The organism is Streptomyces sp. NPDC127117, from assembly GCF_042677325.1.
Classification (GTDB): Bacteria; Actinomycetota; Actinomycetes; order Streptomycetales; family Streptomycetaceae; genus Streptomyces.
The window spans coordinates 167,406-184,481 of sequence record NZ_JBHXTM010000008.1 but is presented as its reverse complement, the minus strand read 5'-3'; the positions used below and the strand labels follow the sequence as shown (position 1 = coordinate 184,481).

Annotated in this window: 18 protein-coding genes; 15 read left to right on the top strand and 3 right to left on the bottom strand. The window is 70.5% G+C overall.

All coding sequences use genetic code 11. The annotated features are described in order from the left end of the window. Nucleotides 1-155: 155 nt before the first annotated feature. Entirely contained in the window at nucleotides 156-1,841 is a 1,686-nt protein-coding gene (locus ACFVH0_RS10475) for a hydrogenase maturation protein (protein ID WP_385819181.1), read from the top strand. A gap of 22 nt (nucleotides 1,842-1,863) precedes the next feature. Here the strand turns inward: ACFVH0_RS10475 and hypB are convergent, their stop codons facing one another. Both hypB and ACFVH0_RS10465 read right to left on the bottom strand, forming a co-directional pair. Then, nucleotides 1,864-2,649, bottom strand: a complete 786-nt coding sequence (gene hypB, locus ACFVH0_RS10470) for a hydrogenase nickel incorporation protein HypB (protein WP_385819180.1) — start codon at nucleotides 2,647-2,649, stop codon at nucleotides 1,864-1,866. Nucleotides 2,650-2,652: 3 nt separating this feature from the next. After that, nucleotides 2,653-2,982, bottom strand: a complete 330-nt coding sequence (locus tag ACFVH0_RS10465) for a hydrogenase maturation nickel metallochaperone HypA (protein WP_385819179.1) — start codon at nucleotides 2,980-2,982, stop codon at nucleotides 2,653-2,655. Between the two features lie 260 nt (nucleotides 2,983-3,242). Between ACFVH0_RS10465 and ACFVH0_RS10460 the strand changes: the two genes are divergently transcribed. Genes ACFVH0_RS10460 through ACFVH0_RS10395 form a run of 14 tightly spaced genes read left to right on the top strand, consistent with a single transcriptional unit; the run spans nucleotide 3,243 to nucleotide 16,512 of the window. Continuing rightward, nucleotides 3,243-4,298 carry a hydrogenase expression protein HypE gene (locus ACFVH0_RS10460; protein ID WP_385819178.1) on the top strand — a complete coding sequence of 352 codons (1,056 nt, stop codon included), beginning with the start codon at nucleotides 3,243-3,245 and terminating at the stop codon, nucleotides 4,296-4,298. A 45-nt stretch (nucleotides 4,299-4,343) separates the two neighbouring features. After that, nucleotides 4,344-6,137: a nickel-dependent hydrogenase large subunit gene (locus tag ACFVH0_RS10455; RefSeq protein ID WP_385819177.1), complete on the top strand. Its 1,794-nt coding sequence runs from the start codon at nucleotides 4,344-4,346 to the stop codon at nucleotides 6,135-6,137. Further along, nucleotides 6,137-7,081 carry a NifU family protein gene (locus ACFVH0_RS10450; protein WP_385819176.1) on the top strand — a complete coding sequence of 315 codons (945 nt, stop codon included), beginning with the start codon at nucleotides 6,137-6,139 and terminating at the stop codon, nucleotides 7,079-7,081. Before ACFVH0_RS10455 ends, ACFVH0_RS10450 begins: the two co-directional genes overlap by 1 nt. Then, nucleotides 7,078-7,731, top strand: coding sequence for a DUF5947 family protein (locus ACFVH0_RS10445; RefSeq protein ID WP_385819175.1), 654 nt, complete (start codon nucleotides 7,078-7,080; stop codon nucleotides 7,729-7,731). The genes ACFVH0_RS10450 and ACFVH0_RS10445 overlap by 4 nt, the downstream gene beginning before the upstream one ends. Next, nucleotides 7,728-8,369, top strand: coding sequence for a DUF6084 family protein (locus ACFVH0_RS10440; protein WP_385819174.1), 642 nt, complete (start codon nucleotides 7,728-7,730; stop codon nucleotides 8,367-8,369). The genes ACFVH0_RS10445 and ACFVH0_RS10440 overlap by 4 nt, the downstream gene beginning before the upstream one ends. Continuing rightward, on the top strand, nucleotides 8,366-9,769 hold the full coding sequence (locus ACFVH0_RS10435; RefSeq protein ID WP_385819173.1) for a hypothetical protein: 1,404 nt from the start codon (nucleotides 8,366-8,368) through the stop codon (nucleotides 9,767-9,769). The genes ACFVH0_RS10440 and ACFVH0_RS10435 overlap by 4 nt, the downstream gene beginning before the upstream one ends. Further along, nucleotides 9,766-9,885 carry a DUF6893 family small protein gene (locus tag ACFVH0_RS10430; RefSeq protein WP_385819172.1) on the top strand — a complete coding sequence of 40 codons (120 nt, stop codon included), beginning with the start codon at nucleotides 9,766-9,768 and terminating at the stop codon, nucleotides 9,883-9,885. The genes ACFVH0_RS10435 and ACFVH0_RS10430 overlap by 4 nt, the downstream gene beginning before the upstream one ends. Nucleotides 9,886-9,920: 35 nt before the next feature. Next, a complete protein-coding gene (locus tag ACFVH0_RS10425; protein ID WP_385819171.1) occupies nucleotides 9,921-10,133 on the top strand; it encodes a hypothetical protein in 213 nt (70 codons plus the stop codon). Between the two features lie 7 nt (nucleotides 10,134-10,140). Further along, nucleotides 10,141-10,671 carry a hydrogenase maturation protease gene (locus ACFVH0_RS10420; protein ID WP_385819170.1) on the top strand — a complete coding sequence of 177 codons (531 nt, stop codon included), beginning with the start codon at nucleotides 10,141-10,143 and terminating at the stop codon, nucleotides 10,669-10,671. A gap of 2 nt (nucleotides 10,672-10,673) precedes the next feature. Continuing rightward, on the top strand, nucleotides 10,674-13,226 hold the full coding sequence (gene hypF / locus ACFVH0_RS10415) for a carbamoyltransferase HypF (RefSeq protein ID WP_385819169.1): 2,553 nt from the start codon (nucleotides 10,674-10,676) through the stop codon (nucleotides 13,224-13,226). A gap of 57 nt (nucleotides 13,227-13,283) precedes the next feature. Beyond that, complete coding sequence (locus ACFVH0_RS10410; RefSeq protein WP_385819168.1) at nucleotides 13,284-13,580, top strand: HypC/HybG/HupF family hydrogenase formation chaperone; 297 nt, start codon at nucleotides 13,284-13,286, stop codon at nucleotides 13,578-13,580. Further along, nucleotides 13,577-14,680, top strand: coding sequence for a hydrogenase formation protein HypD (hypD, locus tag ACFVH0_RS10405; RefSeq protein ID WP_385819167.1), 1,104 nt, complete (start codon nucleotides 13,577-13,579; stop codon nucleotides 14,678-14,680). The genes ACFVH0_RS10410 and hypD overlap by 4 nt, the downstream gene beginning before the upstream one ends. 17 nt (nucleotides 14,681-14,697) lie before the next feature. Beyond that, complete coding sequence (hypE, locus tag ACFVH0_RS10400) at nucleotides 14,698-15,777, top strand: hydrogenase expression/formation protein HypE (protein WP_385819166.1); 1,080 nt, start codon at nucleotides 14,698-14,700, stop codon at nucleotides 15,775-15,777. Then, nucleotides 15,778-16,512: a DUF6390 family protein gene (locus ACFVH0_RS10395; RefSeq protein WP_385819165.1), complete on the top strand. Its 735-nt coding sequence runs from the start codon at nucleotides 15,778-15,780 to the stop codon at nucleotides 16,510-16,512. 110 nt (nucleotides 16,513-16,622) lie between these two features. Here the strand turns inward: ACFVH0_RS10395 and ACFVH0_RS10390 are convergent, their stop codons facing one another. After that, the gene (locus ACFVH0_RS10390; RefSeq protein ID WP_385819164.1) at nucleotides 16,623-17,048 is read right to left on the bottom strand and encodes a secondary thiamine-phosphate synthase enzyme YjbQ; all 426 of its coding nucleotides are present in this window, start codon (nucleotides 17,046-17,048) and stop codon (nucleotides 16,623-16,625) included. Nucleotides 17,049-17,076 lie beyond the last annotated feature (28 nt).

Here is a 17,076-nt window from a genome sequence, read left to right as displayed (position 1 = left end):
GCGCTGTGAATGCGGCGAGCAGTGGCGCATCGGCTCGCCGTCCGGTGTGTGCGCTTCGAGTGAATTCCCGGCATGTTCCCGCCCGATGAGTCCCGCTGAGCAAGAACCCGCGCTCACGCTCGATCAGGACGGACCGCAGCCACCGGGAGATCGCCGTGCACATCCTGCTTGTCGCAAGCGCCTTCAACAGCCTCACCCAACGTGTCCAGGCGGAGCTGAGGGACCACGGGCACTCCGTCGCCGTGCAGCTCGCGCACGAGGAAGACCCGGTCCGGGAGGCTGTCCGCCGGGAGTGCCCGGACCTTGTCGTGGCGCCGTACCTGAAGACCGCGATCCCGAGGGATGTCTGGTCGGTCCACACCTGTCTCGTCGTCCATCCGGGGCCGGTCGGCGACCGCGGGCCCTCCTCCCTGGACTGGGCCGTCCACGAAGGAGCGGACCACTGGGGCGTCACCGTGCTCCAGGCGAACGCGGAGATGGACGCTGGCGACGTCTGGGCGTCCGTGGCCTGTCCACTGCCCCCGGTGGGCAAGAGCGACCTGTACCGCAACGAGATCTCGGACGCCGCCGTGGAGGCGGTGCTCCTGGCGGTCGGACGCTTCGCGTCGGGGACTCACACCCCGGCGCCACAGATCCCCAGCGCCGGCGAAGGCTGCCGCCCCCTGTTCCGCCAGTCGCAGCGTCGCATCGACTGGCAGTCGGATTCCACCGCGACGGTGGTCCGCAAACTCAGGGCGGCGGACTCCCAGCCCGGTGTACTCGACGAGTTGCTGGGCGGCGAGTGGTTCCTGCACGGCGGATATCCCGAGTCCCGACTGGGCGGGCCTCCGGGGGACGTGGTGGCCACCCGGGACGGCGCGATCTGCCGGGCGACCACCGACGGCGCGGTGTGGATCCCCGAGCTGCGGCCACGGCGGGCGCCGGGCGGACCGGCCACCTTCAAGCTCCCCGCCACCTCGGCTCTGGCCGGGCGGCTGTCCGCCGTGCCCGAGCGGCCGGCTCCGCTGTACCGCACCGGGGACGACGACACCTGGTCCGAGATCGGCTACCGGGAGGAGGCCGGGACCGGCTTCCTGTCGTTCTCCTTCCGCGGCGGCGCGATGAGCACGGAGCAGTGCCAACGCCTGCTGTGCGCCTACCGGTTCGCCTGCTCCCGGCCCACCTCGGTGCTGGTCGTCGGCGGCGGCCGGGACTTCTTCTCCAACGGCATCCACCTCAACGTGATCGAGGCGGCGACCGATCCCGGCGCCGAGTCCTGGGCCAACATCAATGCCATGGACGACCTGGTGGAGGCGGTGCTGACCACCACGGACCGGCTCGTCGTCGCCGCCCTGGCCGGGAACGCCGCGGCGGGCGGGGTGATGCTGGCCCTCGCCGCCGACGAGGTGTGGTGCAGGGCGGGCGCGGTGTTCAATCCGCATTACCGCCTGATGGGGCTGTACGGGTCGGAATACTGGACGTACACGCTGCCGCGGCGGGTGGGGGCGGCGGCTGCCGGCCGGCTGATGCGGGACGCCCTGCCGGTCAGCTCCACCGCGGCCCACCGGCTCGGGCTGGTCGACAGGGTGATCCCGTGCGCCCCCCGGTCGTTCGACTCGGAGGCCGGCGCCCTGGCGACCCGCCTGGCGGCCCTGCCCGCGACGCAGTCCCGGATCCACGCGAAGAAGGAGGAGGGGGACCGGGTCGACCTGGCCACGTACCGGGAGGCCGAACTCGTCCGCATGCACCGCATCTTCGCGGACCCGCACCACCCGTACCACGGGCTGCGCCGAGCCTTCGTCCGCAAGGAGCGCCCGGCGCCCGGCACCACGGTCACGCAGCCCCCGTTCCCCCGGTACTGACCCCGGTGCGGCGGCGGAGCGGCTACCGCTGCTCCGCCAGCCAGTCGTACCAGTGGGCCAGACCCTCACCGGTGGTCGCCGAGACCGTCAGCACGCGCACGTCCGGGTTCACCGAGCGCGCGTGCTGAGCGCACTGCTCGACGTCGAAGTCGACATGGGGCAGGAGATCGGACTTGTTGATCAGGATCAGGTCGGCAGCGGCGAACATGTACGGGTACTTCAGCGGCTTGTCCGTGCCCTCGGTGACCGAGATGATCACGACCTTGCTGCGCTCCCCCAGATCGAACAGGGCGGGGCACACCAGATTTCCGACGTTCTCCACCATGAGCAGCGACCCCTCGGCCGGGGACAGCGCCGTGAGGGCGTCCCGCATCATCTCCGCGTCGAGGTGGCACCCCGCCCCCGTGTTCACCTGCACCACGGCGCAGCCCGTGCGCCTGATCCGGTCGGCGTCGAGCCTCGTCTCCTGATCACCCTCGATGACGGCCACCGGGCGGCGTCCCGCGAGGTCGGTGACGGCCCGCTCCAGAAGGGTGGTCTTGCCCGCGCCCGGCGAGCTCATCACGTTCACGGCCACGATGCCGCGGCCGGTCATCCACGTCCGGTTGCGTTCCGCGAGCAGGTCGTTCTTGGCGAGTACCTTCTGCTCGATGGTGACGGTCTCACCGGCTCCACTCGGCTGACGACGCTCGTGCGGACGAGGGTGCGGGTGCGGGTGCGGATGTCCGTGGTCCGGTGCATCCTCCTCCCGCAGCATCACGATCCTGGTCCCGCCGGACTCCTCGGCACAGCCGCAGGTACCGCACATGGTTCAGCCCACTTCCATGGAGACGATCTGCAGTTCCTGTCCCGATGTGATCTCCACATCCGCGCTGCCGCAGGGACACAGCAGAATCAGGTCGGTCAGGGTGAATTCGACGGCACAGGTGCGGCAGCGGCCGGCGCCGGGCGGCTGGTCGATCTCCAACCGCGCGCCCTCGGCGGCCGTTCCCTCCGTGACCAGGCCGAAGCAGAACCGCATCGAGTCGGGCACCACGGCCGTGAGCACGCCGACGCGGACCCGGACCGAGCGGACCGGGCGCCTCCCCGCGCGTTCGCACACCGAGTCGACGACGCTCTGTGTGATGGCCAGCTCGTGCACCGGTGCCTCGTCCTTCCGCGGGTGACTTTGACCGTAGGTCCACGGGAGGACCGCGGCGCCGTCCGACGGGACCGGCCCCCCGCCCGAACCACCCGAGCGGCCCACCGCATGCCGTCATTCGGCCCCCGGCAACGAGCCGGGGCGGCGAATTCCCCTGTTGCCGGTGCCCGCGAATCGAGGCGTGATGGTAGCAATGTGCGCGTACCCATCCGTGGGGGCCGATGGCCGGTTGGGCCGTCATCCTGAAAGGCGACACTGCCATGCCGACAAAGGAAGCGGTAAAGGCGGAGGACACACTGATCCATGTGCTGTGGATCAACGCAGGGCTGAGCTGCGACGGCGATTCCGTCGCCCTGACCGCAGCCACGCAGCCGAGCATCGAAGAAATCGCGCTCGGCGCCCTGCCGGGACTTCCGCAGGTCGCCGTCCACTGGCCGCTCATCGATTTCGAATGCGGCCCGACCGGCGGCGCCGATGATTTCCTCGAATGGTTCTTCAAGGCCGACCGTGGGGAACTGGAACCGTTCGTCCTGGTGGTCGAGGGATCCATTCCGAACGAGCGGCTGCACGACGAGGGTTACTGGTGCGGGTTCGGCAACGATCCCGCCACCGGCCAGCCGATGACGACCAGCGAGTGGCTCGACCGGCTGGCTCCGAAGGCGACCGCGGTCGTCGCGGTCGGCACCTGCGCGACGTACGGCGGCATCCACGCCATGGCGGGCAACCCGACCGGCGCAATGGGGGTTCCCGACTACCTGGGCTGGGACTGGGAGTCCAAGGCCGGGATCCCGATCGTGTGCGTTCCGGGGTGCCCGATCCAGCCGGACAACCTCTCGGAGACGCTCACCTACCTGCTCTACATGGCCACCGACCAGGCGCCGATGATCCCGCTCGACGACGCGCTGCGGCCGACGTGGCTGTTCGGGTCCACGGTCCACGAGGGCTGCGACCGCGCCGGGTACTACGAGCAGGCCGACTTCGCGACGGAGTACGGCTCACCGAAGTGCATCGTCAAGCTGGGCTGCTGGGGCCCCGCGGTCAAGTGCAACGTACCCAAGCGCGGCTGGATGAACGGCATCGGCGGCTGCCCCAACGTCGGTGGCATCTGCATCGGCTGCACCATGCCCGGGTTCCCGGACAAGTTCATGCCGTTCATGGACGAGCCGCCCGGAGGAAAGCTCTCGACCAACGCGGTCGGGCCGTACGGGGCGACGATGCGGCGGCTGCGCCACCTCACCACCCACACCCTGGACCGCGAACCGAAATGGCGTAGGCCCGGCGGAAAACTCACGACCGGCGCCACACGCACCTGGTGAGTGACCGCGTACATCACCGCAACGGACAGAAAGAAGAGGCGGCCAATGACCGCGACGCAGCACAGAGGTGCCGGAGGCGGCCAGGGAAAGAACGACCTGGTCGAAATGGCGTGGGATCCCATTACCCGGATCGTCGGCAGCCTGGGTATCTACACGAAGATCGACTTCAAGCAGAAGGTGGTCGCCGAGTGTCACAGCACCAGCTCCATCTTCCGGGGCTATTCGGTCTTCATGAAGGGAAAGGACCCCCGGGACGCGCACTTCATCACGAGTCGCATCTGCGGAATCTGCGGTGACAACCACGCCACATGTTCCTGTTACGCGCAGAACATGGCGTACGGGGTGAAGCCACCGCACCTCGGCGAATGGATCGTGAATCTCGGCGAGGCCGCGGAGTACATGTTCGACCACAACATCTTCCAGGAGAACCTGGTCGGGGTCGACTACTGCGAGAAAATGGTCGCGGAGACCAACCCCGGGGTGCTTGCACAGGCCAACCGCACCCCCTCCCCGCACGCCGACGCGCACGGATACAAGACGATCGGCGACATCATGCGGTCGCTGAACCCGTTCACCGGCGAGTTCTACCGCGAGGCGCTCCAGGTCAGCCGGATGACCCGGGAGATGTTCTGCCTGATGGAGGGCCGGCATGTGCACCCCTCCACGCTCTACCCCGGCGGGGTCGGCACCGTGGCGACCATCCAGCTGATGACGGACTACATCACCCGCCTCCAGCGGTACGTCGAGTTCATGAAGAAGGTCGTGCCGATGCACGACGATCTCTTCGACTTCTTCTACGAAGCCCTGCCGGGGTACGAGCAGGTCGGCAACCGGCGCATCCTGCTGGGCTGCTGGGGCTCCTTCCAGGACCCGGAGCACTGCAACTTCGAGTACAAGGACATGACCGACTGGGGCCGGAAGATGTACGTCACCCCCGGTGTCGTCGTCGACGGGAAGCTGGTCACCACCGACCTGGTGAAGATCAACCTCGGTATCCGGATCCTGCTCGGTTCGTCGTACTACAACGACTGGGACGAGCAGGAGACCTTCGTCTCCCACGACCCGCTCGGCAATCCGGTCGACCGGCGCCACCCGTGGAACCAGCACACCAACCCGCAGCCGCAGAAGCGGGACCTGGACGACAAGTACAGCTGGGTCATGTCACCGCGGTGGTTCGACGGCAAGGACTACCTGGCGCTCGACACGGGCGGCGGACCGCTCGCGCGGCTGTGGACCACCGCGCTGGCCGGTCTGGTCGACATCGGCTACGTCCAGGCCACCGGCCACAGCGTGAAGATCAACCTCCCCAAGACCGCACTCAAGGGGCCGGTGGAGCTGGAGTGGCACGTCCCGAAGTGGAGCAACACCATCGAGCGCAACCGGGCGCGCAGCTACTTCCAGGCCTACGCGGCCGCCTGCGCGCTTCACTTCGCGGAGAAGGCGCTCGCGGAGATCCGCTTCGGGAACACCAAGACCTGGGAGAAGTTCGAGGTGCCCGAGGAGGGCGTGGGCTGCGGTTTCACCGAGGCGGTCCGCGGTGTCCTCTCCCACCACATGGTGATCCGGGACGGCAAGATCGCCAACTACCACCCGTACCCGCCGACTCCGTGGAACGCCAGCCCCCGCGACACGTACGGCACGCCCGGCCCCTACGAGGACGCCGTGCAGGGCCAGCCGATCTTCGAGGAGAACGACCGGGAGCACTTCAAGGGCATCGACATCATGCGCACGGTGCGCAGCTTCGACCCCTGTCTGCCCTGCGGTGTGCACATGTATCTCGGTGAGGGCAAGAAGCTGGAGCTCCTGCACTCCCCGACCCAGTCCGCGGGCAGTGAGTGATGGCGCGGGAGGATTCCCCGGCAACGCCCGACTGGCGGACGGCCGGTGAACGCATCGACGCCCTGATCGCCGCCAGCGGCTCGGGCGGCGCGGTCGCCCGCGAGCGCAGCGAGGAACTGGTCCGGGTCGTCGCCGACTTCTACGGTGCCGGCCTGGAACGGCTGCTCGACCTCGTGCACGAACAGGGGCGGCTGGACGACGACGTCCTGGCCGCCCTGGCCGGCGACGAGCTGGTGGCCGGCGTCCTGCTGGTGCACGGGCTGCATCCGTACGGCGTGGAGACCCGGGTCGAGCAGGCGCTGGAGAGCGTACGGCCGTATCTGGGGTCGCACGGCGGCGATGTGGAGCTGCTCGCCGTCACCGACGAGGGCACCGTCCGATTGCGGCTGCTGGGCAGTTGTGACGGCTGCCCGTCGTCCTCGGTCACGCTCAAGCTGGCCGTGCAGGGTGCTGTGGAGGCGGCGGCGCCGGAGATCACCTCGATCGAGGTCGAGACCGCGGCCGACGAGGACGCCGGGGCAGCGCGGCCGCTGGTACCGGTGGACTCGCTGTTCTCCCGGCTGCAGACGGAGTCCGGGACGGCCGGTGACGACGGCGCGTCGTGGGAGGTCGTGCCGGAGCTGTCGGGGCTCGAGTCCGGTGCCGTGGCCCGGTTCGGTGTCGGCAGGATGCCGGTGGTGGCCTGCCGGGTGGGCACGGATCTCTTCGCCTTCGAGGACCGGTGTGCGCGCTGCGAGCGACCGTTCGAGGGTGCCACGCTGGCGCGGCGGCTGGGCGGCAGGTCCGGGGACGCGGTCCTGCGCTGCGCCGGGTGCCGTGCGCACTACGACGTGCGACGGGCCGGGGTCTGCCTCGACGAGGACGGAGGGCATCTGGCCCCGCTGCCCCTGCTGTCGGACGGTGCCGCTGTCTCGGTGTCGGTCCCCGCGGCGGTGGCGCCGTGATCGCCGCCGGCCGCTCCGTCTCACCGGCCTCCGCCCTGCTGCGGCTCAGGCGCGACCGGCCGCGCCCGGTCGCCGGTGAGCGCTGCGAGATGTGCGCGGAACCGATCGGCGAGAGCCACTCCCATGTGGTGAACCTCGACAGCCGCGCCCTGATGTGCGGCTGCCGGGCCTGCTATCTGCTGTTCACCGACGAGAACGCGGAGCTGCGCTACCGGGCGGTCCCCGAGCGCTATCTGCACTTCGCCGGGCAGACCCTGGACGGGCCTGCCTGGGACGAGTTGCAGATTCCCGTGGGGCTCGCCTTCCTGTTCCGCAATTCCGTCCAGGACCGGATGGTCGCGTTCTACCCCGGTCCCGCCGGGGCCACCGAGTCGGAACTGCCGCTGGACGCCTGGACGGCCGTCGTCGAGTCGAGCCCGGGGCTCGCCGTGCTGCGTCCGGATGTTGAGGCGCTGCTGATCCGGCGTACGGCGGAGGGCGGTGGTTCGTGCCACCTGGTGCCGATCGACGCCTGCTACGAGCTGGTGGGGCAACTGCGCTCGCTGTGGCGCGGGTTCGACGGTGGCACCGAGGCCCGATCCGCGATGGACGGCTTCTTCGCGCGGGTGGCGGACCGCAGCCGGCCCGCCGCGGGGATCGGGGCGCCGTGAACGACTTCACGTTCTCCGTGCTCGATGTCGTCGCCGAGCCGTACGCCGCCGCTCCGCAGCTGACCGCGCGGCTGCGGATCGAGGAACGGACGGGCCGGCGGATCCACGCCATCGCGCTGCACTGCCAGGTCCGCATCGAACCGCAGCGGCGCCATTACGACGAGGCCGAACAGAGCGGCCTGGTGGCCCTGTTCGGCCGCCGGGACCGCTGGGCGGACACCCTCAAGCCGTTCCAGTGGATGAGCTGCGACACCACCGTGCAGGGCTTCAACGGTGCGACCGAGGTCGATCTCGCCCTGCCCTGCACGTACGACTTCGACGTGATCGGTTCCCGCTATCTGCACGCCCTGGGCGAGGGTTCGGTGCCCCTCGCCCTGATGTTCTCCGGCACGGTCTTCACCCGAGGAAGCAAGGGCTTCGGGGTCGAGCAGGTGCCGTGGGACTGCGAGGCCCGGTACCCGATGCCGGTCGCGGTGTGGCGACGCATGGTGGCTGCGCACTACCCGAACACCGGATGGATCCGGCTGGACCACGAGGTGCTGGCACGCTTCGCGGACTTCCGGGCCCGGCGCGGGCTGATCAGCTGGGACGAGACGGTCCAGGCCCTCCTGGCCGAGCACGACGAGGTGGTCCCGTGAGTCTTGACCAGGTGCGTTCGATCGCCGACGCCGTCCTGTACGAGGGGTACCTCCTGTACCCGTACCGGGCGAGCTCGCACAAGAACCGGTCGCGCTGGCAGTTCGGAGTCCTCGGTCCGCCGCACGCCACGGCGGCGAGCTTCGGCGAGGAGCCGGAGATGGAGATGCAGTGCCTGCTGGCACCGCACGACGGGCCGGCGGCCGTCACCGTGCATCTGCGCTTCCTCCAGCTCCAGGTCCGGGAAGTGCGGAGCACGGGCGAGGACGGGGTGGAGGTACCGGTCGGGCAGCTCATCGTCGACGGGGTACCGGTGATGTCCTGGGACGAGGCCGTCGAGCGTGAAGTCGTCCTGACCGCCCTGCCGTTGGGTGAGGTGGCGGACGCCGTCCACGAAGTCCCGGGCGGCGAGGACACCGAGCCGCTGACCGACGCGCGGGGTGTGGTGGTGGGCCGGATCGTGCGACGGCGGCTGCCGTTGGCGGTCCGGGTCCGTACCCGGGCCGTCGTCGACGACGGATACGTGCGCCTCTCGGTGGCCGTACGCAACGAGCATCCGGAGCCCGCGGCCACCAAGGACGCCGCGATCCGGTCCTCGCTGATCGGCGCGCATCTGCTGCTGCGGGCGCACGACACCGAGTTCGTCTCGCTGCTCGAACCGCCCGACGGGGCGGCAGCGGCCGCCGGCCGTTGCCGGCAGCGCAGGTGCTGGCCCGTGCTGGCCGGCCCGAGAGGGACGACCGACACCCTGCTCGGTGCGCCGATCATCCTGTACGACTACCCGGAGGTCGCCGAACAGAGCCCGGGCGCACTGTTCGACTCGACCGAGATCGACGAGATCCTGACCCTCCGCGTGATGACCATGACGGAGGAGGAGAAGGCCGAGGCCCGGGCCACCGATCCCCGGGCCCGGGAGATCATCGACCGGTGCGACGGCATGTCGCCCGCCGACCTCCAGCAATTGCACGGCCTGCTGCGCGACCCACACCCGCCGCAGCCCGCGGCGCCCGTGGGCCCGGCGGCCGATCTCCGGGATGTGGAACCCGCCGCCTTCGACACCGCCGGCGCCCCCTGGTGGGATCCGGCGGCCGACGCCTCGGTACGGCCCGGGAGCGACGCGGTCGTGATCGACGGGGTCCGGGTGGCCAAGGGCAGCCTGGTCCGCGTCCACCCCTCCCGGCGGGCGGACGCGCAGGACCTGTTCTTCGCCGGCCAGGTGGCCCGGGTGACCGCGGTTCTCTCGGACGTGGACGGTGGTACGCACATCGCCCTGGTCCTCGTCGACGATCCCGCGTCGGACCTGCACGACTGGTACGGCCGCTACTTCTACTTCGCACCCGACGAGTTGACACCCCTGAGCGTCGAGGAGACGGCGCAGCACCGAGAGGAGAACCGATCGTGAAGACCCTGGGCATCATCACCGCCGGAGCGGCCGCGGCCGCGGCGCTCGTCGCCGTGGCGGTCGGGATCAGGTCGATCCCCGACATCCGCCGCTACCTGCGCATCCGTTCGATGTGAATCCCGATCCGAGTGAAGTGAGTGAGGAGCACCCCATGGCGGACACACCGGAGAAGCACAGCGGCATCGAGGAGGAGCCCCAGGAGGAACGGGGCCCGAAGGGATCCCGCGGCACCGGCTCGGACCGGCCGTCGGGCGGCCCGGCCGACCGCCCCTCGGGCACCTCGGACGAACGCTCCGACAACTCCGTACAGCCGAAGAAACCCCAGGACCCTAAATCGCCCGGACTCCGGTCGGGGGGCGGCTGAGCCGAGGATGACGAAGGAACCCGACACTGCCGCCCGGGTGCTGGTCGCGGGCATCGGCAATCTGTTTCTCGGCGACGACGGCTTCGGCCCGGAGGTCGTGCGCCGACTGGCCCGCGACGGCGGGATGCCCCCGCAGGTGCGGGTGGTGGACTACGGCATCCGCGGCATGCATCTCGCGTACGACCTGCTCGACGGGTACGACGCGCTGGTTCTGGTCGACGCGTACCCGGGGGGCGGCGCCCCCGGGGAGGTGACGGTGCTCCGCATCGGTGTGGAGGACCTCGGTTCGGGTGAATTCGACGCACATGGAATGAATCCGGTTGCTGTCCTGTCAAATCTGGATCAACTGGGCGGTACGCTTCCGCTCACCTACCTCGTCGGCTGCACACCCGCCGGAGTCGAGGAGGGCATCGGGCTCGGCGAAGCCGTCGACAGCGCGGTGCCCGAGGCGATGCAGGCAGTGCACACCCTGATCCGGCAGCTCGTGCCGGCCGTTTCGACCGCGTCCGTGAACAGCACCGAACCCCGGAGATCCTGATCATGTGCCTAGGCATTCCTGGCCGCGTCGTGGAGATCGTGGACGGGTATGCGGGCCAGCTGGCTCTGGTGGACGTGGAGGGCGCCAGGCGCCGCGTCAATATCGGCATGCTCGACGAGGCGCCCGGTCGCGACGACTGGGTGCTTCTCCATATGGGCTTCGCCGTCGAGCTCATCGACCGGGCGAAGGCCCGGGAGGCCCTGTCGGGGCTGGAGATGATGGGCCGCGGCCGGGAGCAGCGGATCCGGCGCAGATTCGAGGTGCGCGGCGTCGTGCAGGGCGTGGGCTTCCGGCCCTTCGTCTATGTCACCGCCTCGGAGCTGCTGCTCACGGGCTCGGTGACGAACACCGGCGACGGAGTGCTCGCCGAGGTCGAGGGACCGGCCGGGGCCGTGGCGGAGTTCGGCCGCCGTCTGCGCGCCGACGTCCCTCCGCTCGCGGTCGTCGAGGACGTGCGTACGAGCGAACTGCCGACGCTCGGCGGTACGGGCTTCACCATCGAGCGCTCCGGCGCGTCCGGCCGGGCCAGGACCCTGGTCTCGCCCGACATCGCCACCTGCCGGGACTGTCTGGAGGAGCTGGGCGATCCGTCGAACCGGCGCTTCCGCCACCCGTTCATCACCTGTACGCACTGTGGCCCCCGGTTCACGATCGTCACCGGCCTTCCGTACGACCGGGCCGCCACCACGATGGCGGACTTCGAGATGTGCGGGGCCTGCCGGGCGGAGTACGAGGACCCGGGCGACCGGCGCTTCCACGCCCAGCCGATCGCCTGTCCCGACTGCGGACCGCGGCTCGAACTGGTCGGCGGGGAGGGCGTGTCCCTGTCCCGTGACGAGGATGCTCTGCGTACGGCCCGCAAGCTCCTCGCCGAGGGCGGGATCATCGCGGTCAAGGGACTCGGCGGGTACCACCTGGTGTGCGACGCCCGCGACGACGCGGCCGTGGTCGAGCTGCGCCGACGCAAGCGGCGCGGCGGCAAGCCGTTCGCGGTGATGGTGCCGGACCTCGCCGTCGCGCGGCGCCTGGTGACCGTCACGGCGGACGAGGAGGAGCTCCTGTCCGGTGGCCGCCGCCCGATCGTGCTCCTGCCCCGGCACCCTGCCGGGCCCGGTGCCGGGGTGTCCGACGCCGTGGCGCCCGGCAGCCCACACCTCGGGCTGCTCCTCCCGTACACCCCGTTGCACGTCCTGCTCTTCGGGATCGGGGACGACGATCCGGGCCCGGACGCACTGGTGATGACGTCGGCCAATCTGTCGGGCGAGCCGATCGTCACCGACGACGCCGACGCGCTGACCGCCCTGGCACCGCTGGTCGATGCCTGGCTACGGCACGACCGGCGCATCCATGTGCCGTGCGACGACTCGGTCAGCCGCTGGGCCGCCGGTGCCGAGCTGCCGCTGCGCCGCTCGCGCGGATACGCCCCGCTGCCGCTCGCACTGCCCTTCGACGTGCCCCCGACGCTCGCCGTGGGAGCCGACCTGAAGAACACCTGTGCGCTGGCCGAGGGCCGCTACGCCTGGCTGAGCCAGCACATCGGCGACATGGACGACCTGTCGACGGTCGGCGCTCTGACCCGGACCGAGAAGCAACTGGAGGACCTCACCGGGGTGGCGCCCACCCGGCTGGTGGCCGACCGCCACCCCGGCTACCACTCCGGCGACTGGGCCCGCGCCCATGCGGCCGGACGGCCGGTCCGCACCGTGCAGCACCACCACGCGCACATCGCGTCCGTGATGGCGGAGCACGGCCTGGGCGCGGACGAGCGCGTGATCGGCATCGCCTTCGACGGCACCGGCCACGGCACCGACGGGGCGGCCTGGGGCGGCGAGGTCCTGGTGGCCGGCTACGCGTCGTTCAGCAGGGCCGCGCACCTGGGTTACGTACCGTTGGCAGGGGGCGACGCGAGTGTGCTGCGGCCGTACCGGATGGCCCTCGCGCATCTGCACGCGGCCGGCATCCCCTGGGACGACGACATGCCCGCGGTCCGTGCCTGCCCGCCCGCCGAACGCGACGTACTGGCCCATCAGTTCGCCACCGGCTTCGGCTGCGTGCCCACATCGGGCATGGGGCGGCTCTTCGACGCGGTCGCCTCCCTGGCCGGCGTCCGGCACGTGGTGGAGTACGAGGCGGAGGCGGCCATGGAACTGGAAGGGCTGGCCCGTGCCGCGGCCGCCGTCCCCGCGGCACCGGAGAACGGCTACCGCTTCGGTATCCGCCCCGGGAAGGGGGAGGAACCCGCCGTCGCGGATCAGGGCCCGGTCGTTCGGGCCGTGGTGTCCGACGTGCGGGACGGCGTTCCGGCCGGGCTGATCGCCGCGCGTTTCCACACCGCGGTCGCCGTTCTGGCCACCCGTCTCGCGGACCTCTGCCGCACCCGCACCGGCCTCTCCACCGTGGCGCTGGGCGGCGGCGTCTTCCAGAACGCCGTACTGCTCGAAGCTGCGCAACGCGGCCTGACCGAGCGAGGCTTCACCGTCCTGCGGCCGCGTCTGCTTCCCCCGAACGACGGCGGGATCGCCCTCGGCCAGCTCATGATCGCCGCATCGGACTGACGCCGCCGCCCGACCGTACCGCCGTACCTCCAGAGGGATCCACAGAGAAGAGGGACCATGTGTCTGGCTGTTCCGGGGCGTGTCCTCAGTACCGCCGAAGTCGACGGCACCGTGATGGCCGAGGTCGATTTCGGCGGGGTGCGCAAGGAGGTGTGCCTCCAGTACATCCCCGATGCGGCCGTCGGTGAATACGTCATCGTGCACGTCGGTTTCGCCATCCAGCGCCTCGACGAACGGTCGGCCCTGGACACTCTTGCCGACTTCGAGCGGCTGGGCATCCTGGCCGAGGAGTTCGGCGACGGTTTCGAACGCGCGGCCCAGCAGGGTGCGTCTCCCGAAGGAGTCGGCCGGTGAAGTATCTCGAAGAGTTCAGTGACCCCGATCTCGCGAAGAAGCTGATCGACCAGATCCACGCGGCCACCACGCGGAAGTGGGCGCTGATGGAGGTCTGCGGCGGCCAGACCCACTCCATCATCCGGCACGGCATCGACCAACTGCTGCCGGACGGTGTGGAGATGATCCACGGACCGGGGTGCCCCGTCTGCGTCACCCCGTTGGAGACCATCGACCGGGCACTGGCGATCGCCGCCCGCCCCGGCGTCATCTTCTGTTCGTTCGGCGACATGCTGCGCGTGCCCGGCAGCAGCCAGGACCTCTTCTCCGTCAAGAGCGCCGGCGGCGACGTACGCGTGGTGTACTCGCCCCTCGACGCGCTGAGGATCGCCCGGGAGAACCCCGACCGCGAAGTCGTCTTCTTCGGGATCGGGTTCGAGACCACCGCCCCCGCGAACGCCATGACGGTGTACCAGGCCCGGCGGTTCGGGGTGCGTAACTTCTCCCTGCTGGTGTCCCACGTGCTGGTGCCGCCCGCGATCGCCGCGATCATGGAGTCCTCGACGTGCCGGGTGCAGGCGTTCCTCGCCGCCGGCCACGTGTGCAGTGTGATGGGGACGGCCGAGTACCCGCCGCTGGCCCGGAAGTACAAGGTGCCGATCGTGGTGACCGGCTTCGAGCCGCTGGACATCCTCGAAGGGGTCCGCCGAACCGTCGTGCAACTGGAGGCGGGCCGGCACGAGGTGGAGAACGCCTACCCCAGGGCCGTGCGCGAGGAGGGCAATGTGCCCGCCATGGAGATGCTCGCCGATGTCTTCGAGGTGACCGACCGGACCTGGCGCGGCATCGGGGCGATTCCGCGCAGTGGCTGGCGGCTCTCCGGGAAGTACCGGGCGTTCGACGCGGAGCAGCGGTTCGACGTGACGGGCATCCACACCGCCGAGTCGTCGCTCTGCCGCTCGGGCGAGGTCCTCCAGGGCCTGATCAAGCCGCATCTGTGCGAGGCGTTCGGCAAGGAGTGCACGCCGAGGAACCCGCTCGGCGCGACCATGGTGTCGTCCGAGGGCGCGTGTGCCGCGTACTACACCCACCGCCGCCTGGAACTGGTCGATGCGAAGTGACCGACGCGATGCAAGACATGACCGTTGTGGTGAACGAAGTGCCCGACCTCGACTTCGAGGGGTGGGCCTGCCCGGTCCCGCTGCGGGACGTCCCGTCCGTCGTCATGGGTCACGGCGGCGGCGGTGCGATGTCAGGTGAGCTGATCGAGCACCTGTTCCTGCCCGCGTACGGTGCCGCGGCCGCCGCCGATCTCGGTGACTCGGCCGTCCTGACGGTCGGCTCCGGTACCCGTCTCGCCTTCTCCACGGACTCGTTCGTGGTGAAGCCGATGTTCTTCCCCGGCGGGTCGATCGGTGACCTGGCGGTGAACGGCACGGTCAACGACCTGGCCATGTCGGGCGCGACGCCCCTGTTCCTGTCCACCGCCTTCATCCTCGCGGAGGGCACCGCACTGAGCGACCTGGGCCGGATCGCGCAGGCCGTGGGCCGGGCCGCCGAGGACGCCGGCGTACGTCTGGTCACCGGGGACACGAAGGTCGTGGAGCACGGCAGTGGTGACGGCGTCTACCTCAACACCTCGGGCATCGGCGTGATCCCTCCCGGTGTCGACATCCACGCGCGCCGGGCGCTCCCCGGCGACGCCGTCCTCGTCAGCGGCGACATCGGGGTGCACGGTGTGGCCGTGATGAGCTGCCGGGAGGGCCTCGAATTCGGTACGACGGTGGAGAGCGACACCGCCGCGCTGCACGGACTGGTCGCCGCCATGCTCGCCACCGGAACCGACCTTCATGTGCTCCGGGATCCCACGCGCGGGGGCGTCTCGGCTTCGCTGAACGAGATCGCCCGCGCCTCGGACGTGGGCATCGAACTGGTCGAGCGGCTGCTTCCCGTACCGCCCGCGGTGCGCGACGCGTGCAGCCTGCTCGGGCTCGACCCGCTCCAGGTGGCCAACGAGGGCAAACTGATCGCGATCGTCCCGGCCGGGGACGCGGACCGGGTACTGGCCGCCATGCAGGCCCACCCCCTGGGCCGGTCCGCCTGCCGGATCGGCAGTTGCGTTCCGGATCACGAAGGGATGGTCGTGGCGAAAACGGGGCTGGGCGGGAGCCGGGTGATCGGGCTGCCGATCGGCGAACAACTACCGAGGATCTGCTGAGTGAGTGCCGAGGGCGCCCTGCTGTTCGCGCGATACGCCTACCCGCCCAACGAGCTCGGCTACTGCGGCCCCGCCGACGCGGCGGCCCTCCTGCGCCGTGACGCGACCGCCGACATCGAGCGGCGCGCCCGGCAGTTCGAGGGGGCCTGGTGCTATCTCCAGTTCCTCGCGGAGACGGCCGGGCTGGCGGACCCGCTCGACGTGCGGGTGGTCGAGGCGTACTGGATCGGCAACGAGCTGCTGGACCGGGCCGATCCCGCCGCTCTGGTGGAGCGCATGACCGACCGGTTCCGGGGGCAGCTCGGCGGTACCTGGCGCGACGCCGGGCGGCGCGCCCTGGCCCACCACAGCTTCCAGGTGTTCGAGGTGTACCCGTGGGCCCCGATGCTGCGGCCGAGCGGCCATCCGACCGCCCTGTCCGTGCTCGACCAGTGCCGCGTCCGTACGGGAGTGGTCGTGGCCGCCGACAGGGACCTGGCGACCGTGCGGTCACGGCCGTTGTGCTGGGACGGTGCGGGGCTGGCCGACGGCGCGTGGCGGGAGGAGACCGTACGCTGCTCGGCCGGCGGACTGACGCTGCTCGACGGGCTCTGTGCCGGCGACCGGGTGGCGCTGCACTGGGACTGGGTGTGCGATGTGATCACCGACGAACAGGCCCGGCGCATCGAGCTACTTGAGGAGCGCCGACGCGCCGACGTGGGCCTCTCGCCCTGCGAACCGGGCTTCGGCCACTGAGAGACCGGTCCCCACCAGGGGCGGTGTCGGAGTGTGGAGCAGCACCGTGTCGGCGCCGGCCGGCGCCGCGTCGCGCAGTGCTGCCGCGCCTCCCTCCTTCCCGAAGCGGCCTACTGGCCGAGGAAGCTCAACCGCACCTGACGGTCCGAGTTGTCGACGTTGGTGTCGACCAGGCACACCGACTGCCACGTCCCCAGCTCCAGCTGTCCGCCGATCACCGGCAGCGTCGCGTGCGGCGGGACGAGGGCGGGGAGTACGTGGTCACGGCCGTGGCCGGGACTCCCGTGGCGGTGTTGCCAGCGGCTGTCGGCGGGCAGCAGGGTGTGAAGGGTGGCCAGGAGGTCGTCGTCGCTGCCGGATCCGGTCTCCAGGATGGCGATGCCGGCGGTCGCGTGCGGTACGAAGATGTTGAGGAGGCCGTCCCCGGAGGCGGCGTTCCGGGAGAGGAACTGCTCGCATTCGGCGGTCAGGTCGGTGATGGTCTCCGTCGTGCCGGTGGTGATGTGCAGAACGCTGGTGGCGAAGGCGTGGGGCATGGGTCCATCATCTCGCCCATTCGGCAAG

Bases quoted from the DNA above. Each gene is read 5' to 3' on its own strand.
- hypB (WP_385819180.1), bottom strand. From the start codon at position 2,649: ATGTGCGGTACCTGCGGCTGTGCCGAGGAGTCCGGCGGGACCAGGATC.
- ACFVH0_RS10460 (WP_385819178.1), top strand. From the start codon at position 3,243: ATGCCGACAAAGGAAGCGGTAAAGGCGGAGGACACACTGATCCATGTG.
- ACFVH0_RS10455 (WP_385819177.1), top strand. From the start codon at position 4,344: ATGACCGCGACGCAGCACAGAGGTGCCGGAGGCGGCCAGGGAAAGAAC.
- ACFVH0_RS10450 (WP_385819176.1), top strand. From the start codon at position 6,137: ATGGCGCGGGAGGATTCCCCGGCAACGCCCGACTGGCGGACGGCCGGT.
- ACFVH0_RS10425 (WP_385819171.1), top strand. From the start codon at position 9,921: ATGGCGGACACACCGGAGAAGCACAGCGGCATCGAGGAGGAGCCCCAG.
- ACFVH0_RS10420 (WP_385819170.1), top strand. From the start codon at position 10,141: ATGACGAAGGAACCCGACACTGCCGCCCGGGTGCTGGTCGCGGGCATC.
- hypF (WP_385819169.1), top strand. From the start codon at position 10,674: ATGTGCCTAGGCATTCCTGGCCGCGTCGTGGAGATCGTGGACGGGTAT.
- ACFVH0_RS10410 (WP_385819168.1), top strand. From the start codon at position 13,284: ATGTGTCTGGCTGTTCCGGGGCGTGTCCTCAGTACCGCCGAAGTCGAC.
- hypE (WP_385819166.1), top strand. From the start codon at position 14,698: ATGACCGTTGTGGTGAACGAAGTGCCCGACCTCGACTTCGAGGGGTGG.
- ACFVH0_RS10390 (WP_385819164.1), bottom strand. From the start codon at position 17,048: ATGCCCCACGCCTTCGCCACCAGCGTTCTGCACATCACCACCGGCACG.